Origin of the sequence: Kitasatospora sp. NPDC058478 (assembly GCF_042720345.1) — a bacterium.
GTDB lineage: Bacteria > Actinomycetota > Actinomycetes > Streptomycetales > Streptomycetaceae > Kitasatospora.
Genome location: NZ_JBHXML010000002.1, coordinates 1 through 15,741, shown reverse-complemented (window position 1 = coordinate 15,741; position 15,741 = coordinate 1). Strand labels below are relative to the sequence as shown.

Sequence of the window (15,741 nt, the reverse complement as noted above, 5' to 3'; positions counted from 1 at the left end):
GACCGCGTGACGCCACCGCGGTCGGCGTGGCCCGGCGTGCCCCGCGCGCATGCCCGCCCACACTTCTGGAGGTACCCCCATGTCCCGTCGCGACGGCGACGCCCTTCCCCTGACCGGGGCCCAGCGCGAGATCTGGCTCGCCGAGCAACGCTCCCGGACACCGATTCCCGGCTACCGCGTCGGTGAGTGCCTGGAGATCCACGGGCCGGTCGACCCGGAGCTGTTCGAGACCGCACTTCGCCGGGTGGTCGACGAGGTCGACGCCCTGCACGTGACCTTCGTCGACGAGGGCGAGGGCCCGCGCCAGGTCCTCCGTGAGACCTGGGACTGGGCGCCGGTACACCTGGATCTCAGCGGGGAGCCCGTACCCCGTGAGGCGGCCATGGAGTGGATGGAGCGGGACCTGCTGCGCCCGCTGGACCTCGCGCGCGACCCGCTGTTCGGGCACGCTCTGGTCCGGCTGTCGCCGACCGAGTATCTCTGGTACCTGAACTACCACCACGTGGTGCTGGACGCGATCAGCAGCTCCATGGTCCGCCAGCGGGTCGGCGAGGTGTACTCGGCGCTCGCCGAGGACGGTGCCGTGCCGCCATCGCCGTTCGGCTCGCTACGGGACCTGGTCGACAGCGACGAGGCCTACCGTGCGTCGGCGGACTTCACCGCCGACCGCTCCTACTGGACGGAACGCTTCGCCGACCGGCCGGGACCGACGCGGCTGACCCGCACGGCCCCGGCCGACCCGGACCGCGCGCTCCGGTTGGCCGAGGAGCGGGAACTGCGGCGCCCGGACGCGCTGCGCGCGGCGGCGGGAAGGATCGGCGTCCGCTGGTCCCGCCTGGTGGTCGCGGCGGCGGCGCTCTACGCACATCGGCTGACCGGAACGCAGGACGTGGTGCTCGCCCTACCCGTCACGGCCCGTCGGTCCGCCGACCGCGACCTGATGTCGGTGCCGGGCACGATGTCCAACGTGGTGCCCCTGCGGCTGACGGTACGACCGGACATGCCGTGGCGTGACCTCGTCGCCCAGGCGGCGCGGGAGGTCGAGGCGGCCGTCGCGCACGAGCGGTACCGGAGCGAGGACCTGTTGCGGGACCTCGGGATGCCCGGCAGCATCGGGACGGCGTTCCCGCTGATCGTCAACATCATGGCGTTCAACTCCCGGCCGACTTTCGCCGGACACCCCGCCTCCGTGCACCACTTCGTGTCGGGGTCGACCAGCGACCTGGCCGTCTGGGTGTTCGACTACCGGGACGGCAACCCCCCGCTGCTCAGGCTCCACGGCTCGCCCGAGGCGTACGGTGAGGACGACCTCGCCGCCCATCAGCAGCGGCTGATCTCCCTGCTCGACGCCGTCGCGGACTGGGACCCGGACGAGGTGCTGGGCCGGATCGACCTGCTCACGGCCGAGGAGCACCACCAGGTGGCGGCCCTCGGCACCGGGCCGACGGTGGAACTCCCGGCCGAGACCCTGCCGGAGCTGTTCCGCAAGCATGTGCGGGCGACGCCGGATCTGGTGGCGTTGGTGTGCGGGGACGTTTCCCTGACCTATGCGGAGCTGGACGAGCGGGCGAACCGGCTGGCGCACGCCCTGGTCTCGCGGGGCGCGGGGCCGGAGCGGCTGGTGGCGGTGGCCCTGCCGAGGTCGGCCGAGCTGGTGGTGGCGATCCTCGCGGTGCTCAAGACCGGGGCGGCCTACGTCCCGCTCGATCCCGAGTACCCGGCCGCCCGGATCGCCCTCCTGCTCGATGACGCACGCCCGGCCCTGCTGGTGACCGACACCCTCAGCGAGGGCAGGCTGCCGGGGAAGGGTTCCGTCGACCGGCTGGTCATCGACGACCCGGCGACGGCCGAGCTGGTGGGTGGTCTGTCAGCGGCTGACCCGATGGCGGCCGTCGACCCGGGCCACCCGGCGTACGCCATCTTCACCTCCGGCTCCACCGGCAGGCCCAAGGGCGTGGTGCCGACCCACGGCGGCCTGCTCAACCTGCTCACCGACCTCCGGCAGGCGCACCTCCCGCCGGTGACCGACGAACGGCAGCGACTGCGGATCGCCCTGACCACGTCGGTGTCGTTCGACGCGTCGTGGAACCAGCTGCTCGCCCTGTTCGCGGGGCACGAGCTGCACGTCCTGGACTACGAGACCTGGACCGACCCCGACGCCTTCGTCGGCTACGCGGCGCGCCGCGGGCTGGACTACATCGAAGCCACCCCTTCCTACCTGCACGTCCTGGTCGCCCACGGGCTCCTGGGTGACCAGGGGTGGCGTCCGGGGCTGGTCGCGGCCGGTGGCGAGGCCGTTCCGGAGGGGTTGTGGGGGGAGTTGCGGGCGGCGGCCGGGGTGTCCTGCCTCAACCTGTACGGGCCGTCGGAGTGCACCGTCAACCCGGTGGTCGCCTCCGTGGGGTCGAGTCCGCTCCCGGTCATCGGCCGGCCCGCCGGCAACGTCCGGCTGTACGTGCTCGACGGCGCCCTGCGGCCGCTGCCGGCCGGTACGCCGGGCGAGCTGTACATCGCCGGGCCCTGCCTGGCCCGCGGCTACCTGAACCGGCCGGGCCTGACCGCCGGGCGGTTCGTGGCGGACCCGTTCGGTCCGATTGGCACGCGGATGTACCGCACCGGGGACCTGGTGCGGTGGGGTGCAGACCGGAACCTGGAGTTCCTCGGGCGCACGGACGATCAGGTCAAGGTCCGGGGCTTCCGGGTGGAGCTCGGCGAAGTCGAGGCCGTCCTCGCCGAACACCCGCAGGTCGCCCGGGCCGCCGCCATGGTGCGTACCGAGGACGAGCCCCGACTGGTCGTCTACGTCGTCGCCGAGCCCGGCGCCACGGTCACCGACACCGCCCTGCGCGAACACCTCCGGGAGCGGTTGCCCAAGCACATGGTGCCGTCCGCCCTCGTGCTGCTGGACGCCCTGCCCCTGACTCCCAGCGGCAAGCTCGACCGGCGTGCCCTCCCCGCGCCCGACCGGCAGCCCGCCGACCCGGGCCGCGCTCCGCGCACCGCGACCGAGCACCTGCTCGCCGGGCTGTTCGCCGAGGTGCTCGGCGTGCCGGAGGTCGGCGCCGACGACGACTTCTTCGACCTCGGCGGGCACTCCCTGCTGGCCACCCGGCTGGTCGCCCGGGCCCGGTCGGTGCTCGGCGTGGAGCTGGGGCTGCGCGACCTGTTCGACGCGCCGACGGTGGCGGAACTGGCGGCGGCGGTGGACATCGCCGGCCGGGCGCGGCCCGCGCTGTCGCGACGCGAGCGTCCCGACACGGTGCCGCTGTCCTTCGCGCAGCGCCGGCTGTGGTTCCTGCACCGCATGGAGGGCCCGAGCGCCACCTACAACATCCCGCTGGCGCTGCGCCTCGGCGGAACCCTCGACGAGCGGGCCCTGGAGGCGGCCCTGACGGACCTGGTCGAGCGGCACGAGAGCCTGCGCACCGTCTTCCCCGTGGCCGACGGCGTTCCGTACCAGCGGGTGCTGGAGGCCGACGAGGCCCGGCCGCGGTTGCGGGTGACCGAGGGCGGCGAGCGCGACCTGCCGCAGCGGCTGGCGGAGGCGGCGCGGTACGGCTTCGAGCTCTCCGACGAGCCACCGCTGCGTGCCGAGCTCTTCCGGCTCGGCACCGAGGACCACGTGCTGCTGCTGGTGGTGCACCACATCGCCGGTGACGGCTGGTCGGCGGGCCCGCTCCTGCGGGACCTGCGGACCGCCTACGCGGCCCGTACCGAGGGGGCGAAGCCGGAGTGGTCGCCACTGCCGGTCCAGTACGCCGACTACGCCCTCTGGCAGCGGGAGCTGCTCGGTGACGGCTCGGACCCGGACAGCCTGCTGAGCGGCCAGCTCGCGTACTGGCGGGGGCAGTTGGCGGACCTGCCCGAGCAGGTGGAGCTGCCCTTCGACCGGCCCCGCCCGGCGGTGATGTCCTACCGGGGTGCCCACCTGCCGGTGCAGGTCGACGCCGAGCTGCACGAGGGCCTGCGCGAGCTCGCCCGCGACGGTGGCGCCAGCCTCTTCATGGTGCTCCAGGCCGGTCTGGCCGCCCTTCTGGGCAAGCTCGGCGCCGGCACCGACGTCCCGATCGGCACGCCGATCGCGGGACGCACCGACGAGGCGTTGGACGACCTGGTCGGATTCTTCGTCAACACCCTGGTGCTGCGCACCGACCTGTCCGGCGACCCGTCGTTCACCGAACTGCTGGGCCGGGTGCGCTCCGACGCGCTGGCCGCGTACGCGCACCAGGATGTGCCGTTCGAGCACCTCGTGGAGGCACTGAACCCGACCCGGACACTGGCGCACCACCCCCTGTTCCAGACCATGCTCGCCCTGCAGAACGCCCCGCTCGGCGCCTTCGACCTGCCGGGGCTGCGGGTGACGACCGATCTGGTGCACACCGGCACGGCCAAGTGCGACCTGACCTTCATCCTGGCCGAACAGCCGGGTACGGAGGGGCTGTCGGGCGTGGTCGAGTACAGCACCGACCTGTTCGACGAGGGCACCGTGGCGGGGATCGTCGACCGGTGGCTGCGGCTGCTGCGCGCCGTCGTCGCCGACCCCGGTCGGCGGATCGGCCGGGTGGACGTGCTGTCCGCCGAGGAGCTCCGCGCGCTCCTGCCGGCCGAGGCCGACCGGAGCGGGGAACAGCCGGAGAGCAGTCTGACCGCGCTGTTCGAGCGGCAGGTGCGGGCCGACCCGGCCGCGGTCGCCCTCACGGACGGCGAAGTCAACCTGACGTACGGCGAGCTGAACGCCCGGGCCAACCGGCTCGCGCACGCGCTGATCGGCCGGGGTGTCGGCCCGGAGCAGTTGGTGGCACTGGCGCTGCCGCGCTCGGCCGAGCTGGTCGTGGCGGTACTGGCGGTGCTCAAGGCCGGCGGCGCCTACGTGCCGGTGGACCCGCAGTACCCGGCGGCCCGGATCTCCTACCTGCTCCAGGACGCCCGCCCCGCGCTGTTGCTGACGACTCATCAGATCGGTGACCTGCCCGGCGCGGAGTCCGTGGACCGGCTCCTGCTGGACACCGCCGACCTGGACGGCCTGCCGGACACAGACCCCGCCGTCGCCGTCGATCCCGGTCACCCGGCGTACGTCATCTACACCTCGGGCTCCACCGGGAAGCCCAAGGGCGTGGTGGTCCCGCACCGCAACGTGGTGCGGCTGTTCGGCACCACGGGGGCGCTGTTCGACTTCACCGCCGACGACGTCTGGACCCTCTTCCACTCCTACGCCTTCGACTTCTCGGTCTGGGAACTGTGGGGCCCGCTGCTGTACGGCGGCCGCCTCGTGGTCGTGGACCACGAGACCAGCCGCTCGCCCGGCCGGTTCCTGGAGCTCCTCGCCCGCGAGCGGGTGACGGTGCTCAACCAGACGCCGTCCGCCTTCTACCAGCTGATGCAGGCCGACGCCGAGCACCCGAGCGAACTCGCCATGAGGACCGTCGTGTTCGGCGGCGAGGCCCTGGAGCCCGCCCGCCTGGCGCCCTGGTACGAACGGCACCCGGACGACGCGCCGCGGCTGGTCAACATGTACGGCATCACCGAGACCACGGTGCACGTCACGTACGCCGCGCTCGACCGGTCCGGCACCGCCGCCGGCCGGATCGGCGCGGCCCTCCCGGACCTGCGGACGTACGTGCTCGACGACGGCCTGCGGCCGGTGGCCCCGGGCGTGCCCGGCGAGCTGTACGTCGCGGGCCCCGGCGTGGCACGCGGCTACCTGAACCGGCCCGGCCTGACCGCCGGGCGTTTCGTAGCCGACCCGTTCGGACCGCCGGGATCGCGGATGTACCGCACCGGCGACGTGGTGCGCCGGGCTGCGGAAGGCAGCCTGAGCTACGTCGGCCGGGCCGACCAGCAGGTGAAGGTCCGCGGCTTCCGGATCGAGCTCGGAGAGATCGAGGCGGCCCTGGCCGCACACCCCGGCGTCGCCCAGACCGCCGTCCTCGCCCGGCAGGACCGGGCCGACGACACCCGCCTGGTCGCCTACCTGGTCCCGGCCGCCGGTGCCGCACCGCGCCCGGCCGACCTGCGTGAGCACCTGACCGAGCGGCTGCCGGAGCACATGGTGCCGTCGGCGTTCGTCGAGCTGGACGCGCTGCCGCTGACCGCCAACGGCAAGCTGGACCACCGGGCCCTGCCCGCCCCCGACCTCGCCCCGGTGGTCACCGGTCGCGCGCCGCGCACCCCGCGGGAGCAGGTCCTCTGCGAGCTGTTCGCCGAGGTCCTGGGCGTGGTGTCGGCCGGCGTCGAGGACGGCTTCTTCGACCTGGGCGGGCACTCCCTGCTCGCCACCCGCCTGGCCGCCCGGATCCGTGCGACGCTCGGCGTGGAGATGCCGCTGCGCACCCTGTTCGAGGCGCCGACCCCGGCCGGCCTGGCCGCCGCACTGGCGGCGGCCGGACCGGCGCAGGCGGCGCTGGTACGGCGCGAGCGCCCCGAGCTGGTCCCGCTGTCGTTCGCGCAGCGGCGGCTCTGGTTCCTGCACCAGCTGGACGGCACCGGCGCGAACTACCACATCTCCCTGGCCTGGCGGCTGTCCGGGGACCTGGACCGCCGGGCAATGGAGGCAGCCCTCGCGGACGTGGTCGGGCGGCACGAGAGCCTGCGGACCGTCTACCCGGCCGTCGACGGTGTCCCGTACCAGCAGGTGCTGGGCGTCGTGGCGGCCCGCCCGCGGCTGCTCGTGCGCCGGACCGCCGAGGCCGAGCTGTCCGCCCTGATGGCGGCGGCGACGGACCGGCCGTTCGACCTGGCGGGTGATGCGCCGCTGCGGGCCGGCCTGTTCGAGCTGGCGTCGGACGAGCACGTGCTCCAGGTGGTGCTCCACCACATCGCGGGTGACGGCTGGTCGCTGGGCCCGCTCGCGCAGGACCTGACCGCCGCCTACGCGGCGCGCTGCCGCGGCGAGGCGCCGCGGTGGGATAGCTTGCCGGTCCAGTACACCGACTACACCCTCTGGCAGCATGAGCTGCTCGGCGAATCCACTGACCCGGACAGTCCGTTCGCCCGCCAGGCGGCCTACTGGACACGGCAGTTGGCCGGTCTCCCGGAGCGGATCCAGCTGCCCGCCGACCGGCCCCGCCCGGCGGCCGCCTCGCGCCGGGGCGGCTTCGTGCACGCCGGACTGGACGCCGAGATGCACCGCGGTCTGCGCGAGCTCGCCCGCGAGCACGGCACCAGTCTCTTCATGGTCCTCCAGGCCGGCCTGGCGGCGCTGCTGAGCAAGCTCGGCGCGGGCGACGACATCCCGGTCGGCAGCCCGGTCGCCGGCCGGACCGACCAGGCGCTGGACGAGCTGGTCGGCTACTTCGTCAACACCCTGGTCCTCCGCACCGACACCTCGGGCGATCCGACCTTCGCCGAGCTGCTGGGCCGGGTCCGGGACACCTCGCTGGCCGGGTACGCCCACCAGGACCTGCCGTTCGAGCACCTGGTCGAAGCCCTCAACCCGGTGCGCTCGCTGGCGCACCACCCGCTGTTCCAGGTCATGCTGGTGCTGCAGAACGCGCCCCGGGCCGACTTCGCGCCACCCGGGCTGCACGTCGAAGACATGCCGTTGACCACGACCACCGCGAAGCTCGACCTGATCTTCACCATGTCCGAGCGCCAGGCGCAGGACGGCACCCCGGAGGGGATCGACGGGCTCGTCGAGTACGCCGGCGACCTCTACGACCCGGCCACCGTCGAGACGATGTTCGGCCGTTGGGAGCGGCTGCTCCGCGTCGCGGTCACCGACCCGCAGCAGCGGCTCAGCCGGTTCGGCGTGCTCTCCGCGGAGGAACGCGATGACCTGACGGCACTGGGCACCGGACCGGAGGTGGAGCTTCCGGCCGCGAGCGTGCCGGAGCTGTTCCGGGCGCAGGTGCGGGCGACGCCGGACCTGGTGGCGCTGGTGTGCGGGGACGTCTCGCTGACGTACGAGGAGTTGGACGAGCGGGCGAACCGGCTGGCGCACGCCCTGATCGCGCGGGGCGCGGGGCCGGAGCGGCTGGTGGCGGTGGCCCTGCCGAGGTCGGCCGAGCTGGTGGTGGCGATCCTCGCGGTGCTGCGGACCGGGGCGGCCTACGTCCCGGTCGATCCCGAGTACCCGGCCGCGCGGATCGGGCACATGCTGGAGGACGCCGGCCCGGTCCTGGTGGTGACCGACGCCCGGACCCGGGACCGGCTGCCGGAGGCCGGCCCGGCCGGGTGGCTGGTGCTCGACGACCCGGCGACGGCCGCCCTGGTGGCCGACTGCCCGGCGACGGACCCGCTGGTCGCCGTCGACCCCAGGCACCCGGCCTACGTGATCTACACCTCCGGCTCCACCGGCAGGCCCAAGGGCGTGGTGTCGACCCACGGCGGCCTGCTCAACCTCTTCGTCAGCCAGCGGCCGCTGCTGTTCCCCCGGCGGACGAAGGAACGGCTGCGCATCGGGCTGACCACCTCGGTGTCGTTCGACGCCTCCTGCGACCAGCTGTCCAGCCTGTACGCGGGCCACGAACTGCACGTCCTGGACGAGGCGACCTGGTCCGACCCGGACGCCTTCGTCGACTACGTCACGCGCGTCGGCCTGGACTACGTCAACGCCACCCCGTCCTACCTGCACGTGCTCGTCGCACGGGGGCTCCTGGACGACCCGGGGCGCCGTCCCGCGGTGGTCTCGATGGGCGGGGAGGCCGTTCCGGAGCAGCTGTGGGAGCGGCTGCGGGCGGTCGAGGGCGTGTCCTGCCTGAACTACTACGGGCCGACCGAATGCACGGTGGACGCCGTCGTCGCACCGCTGGGATCGAGTCCGCGCCCGGTGATCGGCCGGCCGCTCGGGGGCATCCGGCTGTACGTCCTCGACAGCACGCTGCAGCCGGTGCCCGCGGGCGTGGCGGGCGAGCTGTACCTCGCCGGAGCGGGCCTGGCCCGCGGCTACCTGAACCGGCCGGCGCTCACCGCGGGGCGGTTCGTGGCGGACCCGTTCGGTCCGAGCGGCACGCGGATGTACCGCACCGGCGACCTGGTGCGCTGGGGCGCCGACCGGAACCTGGAGTTCCTCGGCCGGACCGACGACCAGGTCAAGGTCCGGGGCTTCCGGATCGAACTCGGCGAGATCGAGGCGGCGCTGGCGGAACACCCGCAGGTCGCCCAGGTCGCGGTGACCGTCCGGGAGGACCGGGCCGGGGACGCGCGGCTGGTCGCCTACCCGGTGGCCGTCGCCGGGGCGGAACTCCAGCCGGAGGAGCTGCGGGCACACCTGCGCGAGCGACTGCCGGACCACATGGTCCCGGCCGCCTTCGTGCTCCTGGAGGGCCTGCCGCTGACAGCCACCGGCAAGCTGGACCGGCGCGCGCTGCCCGCACCCGTCCACACCGCCGTGCGGACCGGCAGGGCCCCGCGCACCCCTCAGGAGCAGGTCCTCGCGGAGCTGTTCGCCGAGGTGCTGGGCGTGGCCGGGGTCGGTGTCGACGACGACTTCTTCGACCTCGGCGGGCACTCCCTGCTCGCCACCCGGCTGGTCGCCAGGGCGCGTGCCGCCCTCGGGGTGGAACTGGAGCTGCGCGCCCTCTTCGAGACGCCGACGGTGGCCGGGCTGGCCGCCGGGCTCGGCGGGGCCGGCCGGGCGAGGCTCGCGCTGCGCCGCGCGGAGCGGCCCGAGACGGTCCCGCTGTCCTTCGCCCAACGACGGCTGTGGTTCCTGCACCAGCTGGAGGACGCCGGCTCCGTCTACAACATGCCGCTGGCGTGGCGGCTGACCGGCGACCTGGACCAGGACGCCCTGCGGGCGGCGCTCGGCGACGTCGTCGCCCGGCACGAGAGCCTGCGCACGATCTACCCCCAGGTCGACGGCGTCCCCCGCCAGGAGGTGCTGGACGCCCGAACGGCACCACCCCGACTGGCCGTCACCCGCGTGGGTGAGGCGGACCTGACGGAGCTGCTGACGGCTGCGGCGGCGAACGGATTCGACCTCGCGACCCAACCGCCGCTGCGCGCAGAGCTGTTCGAACTGGCGCCGGACGAGCACGTGCTGCTGCTGGTGATGCACCACATCGCGGGCGACGGCTGGTCGCTGGGCCCGCTGTCCGCCGACCTGGCCACCGCGTACGCGGCACGCCGCCGGGGCGAGGAGCCGCAGTGGGCTCCGCTGCCCGTGCAGTACGCCGACTACACCCTGTGGCAGAACCGGCTGCTCGGCGACGCGGCCGACCCGGACAGCCTGTTCGCCCGCCAGGCGGACCACTGGACGCGGACCCTGGCCGACCTTCCGGAGCAGCTCCGGCTCCCCACGGACCGCCACCGCCCTGCGACCCCCTCCTACGCCGGCGGGCACCTCGACGTCGAACTGGACCCGGAACTGCACGCCGGGCTGGTCCGGTTGGGCCGGGAGCACGGTGCCAGCGTGTACATGGTGCTGCAGGCCGCCCTGGCATCGCTGCTGGACAAACTCGGCGCGGGCACGGACATCCCGGTCGGCAGCCTGGTCGCCGGCCGGACGGACCAGGCGCTGGACGAGCTCGTCGGGTTCTTCGTCAACACCCTGGTGCTGCGCACCGACACCTCGGGCGACCCGACCTTCGCGGAGCTGCTGGCCAGGGTCCGGGAGGGCGCGTTGGCCGCCTACGCTCACCAGGACCTGCCGTTCGAGCACGTCGTCGAGGCCCTCAACCCGGCCCGGTCGTCGGCCCGCCAGCCGCTGTTCCAGGTGCTGCTCGCGCTGCAGAACGTGCCCCGCACCGAGTTCGCGCTGGACGGTCTGGGCTCCGAGATCCTCCTGGTGCGCACGCCCACCGCGATGTTCGACCTCGGCTTCCACCTGCTGGAGCGCGGCGGCACCGGCGGGCCGGCCGAGGGCATCGTCGGGCGGGTCGAGTACAGCACCGACCTGTTCGACCGCGCCACGGTGGAGACGCTGTTCGCCCGGTGGCTGCGGCTGCTGGCGGCGGTGGTCGCCGAGCCGGAGCGGCCGCTGAGCCGGATCGAGGTCCTCACCACCGAGGAGCGGCACGAGCTGCTGGTCGCCCGCAACGACACCGCCCGCCCGGTCCCCACGGCTGATCTGCCCGCGCTGTTCGAGGCGCGGGTCCGGGCGACCCCGGAGGCTCCGGCCGTGGTGTTCGAGGGCACCGAGCTGACCTACCGCGAGCTGAACCGCCGGGCCAACCGCCTGGCCCACGCGCTGATCGCACGCGGCGTCGGACCGGAGCAGGTCGTCGCGCTGCGGCTGCCGCGTTCGGCCGAGCTGGTGGTGGCCGTCCTCGCGGTGCTCAAGACGGGCGCGGCGTACCTGCCGGTCGACCCGGACTACCCGGCCGCCCGGATCGCGTACATGCTGGAGGACGCGGGCCCGGCCGTGGTGCTCGACGACCTCGCCGCCGTCACGGCGGACGGGGACCTGCCGGAGCACGACCCGGCCGTGGCCGTGGACGGGCGCCGTCCCGCCTACGTCATCTACACCTCCGGCTCCACCGGCCGGCCCAAGGCCGTGGTGATGCCCGCCGCCGGGCTGCTGAACCTGCTGGAGTGGCACCATGAGGTCGTCGGCGGTGAACCCGGCACGCGCACCGCGCAGTTCACCGCGATCAGCTTCGACGTCTCGGTGCAGGAGGTGCTCTCCGCACTGCTCTACGGCAAGACGCTGGTGGTGCCGACCGAGGAGCAGCGCCGCAGCGCCGAGCTGTTCGCCCACTGGCTGGACCGGCACGAGGTGGCCGAGCTGTTCGCGCCGAACCTCGTGGTCGAGGCACTCGCCGAGGCCGCGGAGGAGGCCGGGCTGGAGCTGCCGGCCCTCCGACTGGTGGCCCAGGCCGGCGAGGCGATGCGCCTGAGCGGCGCGGTGCGCCGCTTCCAGGCCCGTCGGCCGGGCCGGGTGCTGCACAACCACTACGGGCCCGCCGAGACCCATGTGATCACCGCCTACTCGCTGCCGGCCGACCCCGCCGGCTGCCCGTTGCCGGTGCCGATCGGCCGCCCGATCGCCAACTGCCAGGTGTACGTGCTGGATTCGGCGCTTCGACCGGTAGCCCCCGGGGTGCTGGGCGAGCTGTACCTCGCCGGGGCGGGGCTGGCCCGTGGCTACCTGAACCGGCCTGGGCTCACCGCCGGGCGCTTCGTCGCCGACCCGTACGGTCCGGCCGGTGCCCGGATGTACCGCACCGGCGACCTGGTGCGCTGGCGTGCCGACGGCGAGCTGGAGTTCGCCGGGCGGGTGGACCACCAGGTGAAGGTCCGCGGGTTCCGGGTCGAGCCGGGCGAGATCGAGGCCGAGCTGACGGCGCATCCGGGCGTCGCCCAGGTCGCGGTGCTCGCCCGGGAGGACCGGATCGTCGCGTACGTCGTCCCGGTGGCCGGGAGCGGGGCGACCGCGGCGGCGCTGACGGCGTACCTGCGCGGCCGGGTGCCGGAGTACCTGGTGCCGTCGGCGTTCGTGCTGCTGGAAGTGCTGCCGCTGACGCCGAACGGGAAGCTGGACCGGGCGGCGCTGCCGGCGCCCGAGGCCACGACCAGGGAGACCGGCCGGGCGCCGCGCACGCCGCAGGAGCAGATCCTGTGCGAGCTGTTCGCGGAGGTGCTGGGCCGGGGCCAGGTCGGGGTCGACGACGACTTCTTCGACCTGGGCGGGCACTCGCTGCTCGCCACCCGGCTGGTCTCCCGGGTCCGGGCGACCCTCGGGGTCGAGCTGGAGCTGCGCCGCCTGTTCCGGACCCCGACACCGGCCGGGCTCGCGGCCGGGCTGCACGACGCCGCCACCGCGCGGCAGGCCCTGGTGCCCCGGCCCCGCCGTGAGCCCATGCCGCTGTCCTTCGCCCAGCGCCGGCTCTGGTTCCTCCAGCAGTTCGGGGCACCGAGCGCCACCTACCACATGCCGCTGGCCCTGCGGCTGAGCGGCGAGCTCGACCGGGACGCGCTGAGCGCCGCGCTCACCGACGTGCTGGCCCGGCACGAGACCCTGCGGACCGTCTTCCCGCACATTGCGGGCATCCCGCACCAGCGGGTGCTGGACCCCGCGGAGGTGCCCGTCCCGCTGACCGTGCGGGCGGCCGGCGAGGCGGAGCTGCCCGCCCTGCTGCGCGAGGCGGCGGTGCGCGCCTTCGACCTGACCTCGGAAGTACCGCTGCGGGCGGAGCTGTTCGCGGTCGCGCCGGACGAGCACGTACTGCTGCTGGTGATGCACCACATCGCCGGTGACGGCTGGTCCATGGGCCCGCTGGCCCGTGACCTGGCCACCGCCTACGCCGCCCGGCGGGATGGCGGGTCACCCGCCTGGCCGCCGCTGCCGGTGACGTACGGCGACTACACACTGTGGCAGCACGAGATCCTCGGCGACGAGCACGACGGGGACAGCCTCTTCGCCCGGCAGGTCCGGTACTGGAGCGAGGAGCTGGCCGGGCTGCCCGAGCAGCTGCAACTGCCGGTCGACCGGCCCCGCCCGGCCACCATGTCGTACGGCGGAGACCTGCTGGAACTCCGGATCGACGCCGAACTGCACGCCGCCCTCCTGGGGTTGGCGCGACGGTCGGGGGCCAGCCTGTTCATGGTGCTGCAGGCGGGCCTGGCGGCGCTGTACACGCGGCTGGGCGCGGGCACGGACATTCCGATCGGCAGCCCGATCGCGGGCCGGACCGACGAGGCGCTGGACGAGTTGGTCGGGTTCTTCGTGAACACGCTGGTGCTGCGCACCGACACGAGCGGTGATCCGAGCTTCGGCGAACTGCTGGGGCGGGTGCGGGAGACGGCGCTGTCGGCGTACGCGCACCAGGACGTGCCGTTCGAGCACCTGGTGGAGGCGCTGAACCCGGCCCGGTCGCTGTCGCACCACCCGTTGTTCCAGACCGGGCTGGTGGTGCAGAACGCGCCCGGCGGGGACTTCCGGCTGCCCGGCCTGCGGGTCTCGGGGGTGAGCGTGCTCACCGGGACCGCGCGGCTCGACCTGACCTTCGGGTTCGCGGAGGAGCACGGGCCCGACGGCGCGCCGGCCGGGCTCAGCGGTGCGGTCGAGTACAGCACCGACCTGTTCGACCGTTCGACGGTCGAGGCCCTGGTCGCCCGGTGGACCAGGCTGCTGGCCGCGGTCGCCGCCGCGCCCGACCAGCCGATCGGCGGGATCGAGCTGCTGTCGGCCGAGGAGCGCCGCGAGCTGCTGCCCGCCGTCGAGGGCGGGGCGGCCGGGGTGAGCCTGCCGGAACTGTTCGCCGCGCAGGTGGCGGTGGTGCCGGACGAGGTCGCGCTGGTGTGTGGTGACGCGGAGTTGACGTACCGGGAGTTGAACTCCCGGGCGAACCGGTTCGCGCATGCGTTGGTCGCGCGGGGTGTGGGTCCTGAGCAGGTCGTGGCGGTGGCGTTGCCGCGTTCGGTGGAGTCGGTGGTGGCGGTCCTGGGTGTGCTGAAGGCCGGGGCGGCGTACCTGCCGGTGGATCCGGCGTACCCGCGGGCGCGGATCGACTTCATGCTGGCGGACGCCTGCCCGGCGATGCTGGTCGACGACCCGGCGATGGTGGGCGACGGAGACCGGCCGGACACGGATCCGGTGGTCGCGCTCGACGTCCGGCATCCGGCGTACGTGATCTACACCTCGGGTTCGACCGGCCGTCCCAAGGGCGTCGTGGTGAGCCACGGCGGGGTGTCGGGTCTGGTGGCGGCGCAGGTCGAGCGGCTCGGCCTGGTGCCGGGCAGCCGCGTCCTCCAGTTCGCTTCGCCCAGCTTCGACGCGTCGTTCTGGGACCTGTGCAGCGCCCTGCTGACCGGCGCCACCCTCGTGCTCGCCCCGTCCGGGGCCCCGCTGGAGGCCCTGACGGACCGCCGGCTCGACGTCACCCATGTGACCCTGCCGCCCTCGGCCCTGGCCGCGCTGGACAGCACCGATGTCACAGCCGGCACCCTGGTGGTGGCGGGTGAGGCGTGCCCGCCGGAGCTGGTGGCGCGGTGGGCGCCCGGGCGGCGGATGGTCAACGCGTACGGCCCGACGGAGACGACGGTGTGCGCGACGATGAGCGCCCCGCTGGCGGCGGGCTCCGGCGTGCCGCCGATCGGCCGGCCGGTCGCGGGCTTCCGGGTGTATGTGCTGGACGAGCGACTGCGCCTCGTAGCACCGGGTGTGGCAGGGGAGTTGTACGTCGCGGGGCCGGGTCTGGCGCGCGGCTACCTGAACCGGCCGTCCCTGACGGCGGGGCGCTTCGTCGCCTGCCCGTTCGGGGCGGGTGGTGACCGGATGTACCGCACCGGGGACGTGGTGCGGCGCCGGGCGGACGGTGAGCTGGAGTACGTCGGCCGCGCCGACCAGCAGGTGAAGGTGCGCGGCTTCCGCGTCGAACTCGGCGAGGTCGAGGCCGCCCTGGCCGAGTACCCCGCCGTCGCCCAGGCCGCGGTCGTGGCCCAGGGCGACCGGCTCGTCGGCTACGTCACGGCTCGTCCGGACGCGACCGTCCGTCCGGCGGAGCTGGCGGCACACCTGCGCGACCGGCTGCCCGACTACCTGGTGCCGGCCGTGTTCACGGTGCTGGACGTGCTGCCGCTGACGCCCAACGGCAAGCTGGACCGCGCCGCGCTGCCCGCACCCGACCTCGGTTCGGCCGAGGTCGGCCGGGCGCCGCGCACGCCGCAGGAGCAGATCCTGTGCGAGCTGTTCGCCGAGGTGCTGGGCCGGGGCCAGGTCGGTGTCGACGACGACTTCTTCGACCTCGGCGGGCACTCCCTGCTCGCCACCCGACTGGTCTCCCGCGTCCGTTCGGCCCTGGGGGCCGAGGTCGGGCTGCGCGCGCTCTTCGAGGCGCCGACGGTGGCCGGCCTGGCGGC

At 74.3% G+C, this 15,741-nt stretch carries 1 protein-coding gene; it reads left to right on the top strand.

Translation table 11 applies throughout. The features are described from left to right. Positions 1-79 precede the first annotated feature (79 nt). On the top strand, positions 80-15,741 hold a 15,662-nt coding region (locus tag ACFWPT_RS01185), incomplete at its 3' end, for an amino acid adenylation domain-containing protein (RefSeq protein WP_380478558.1).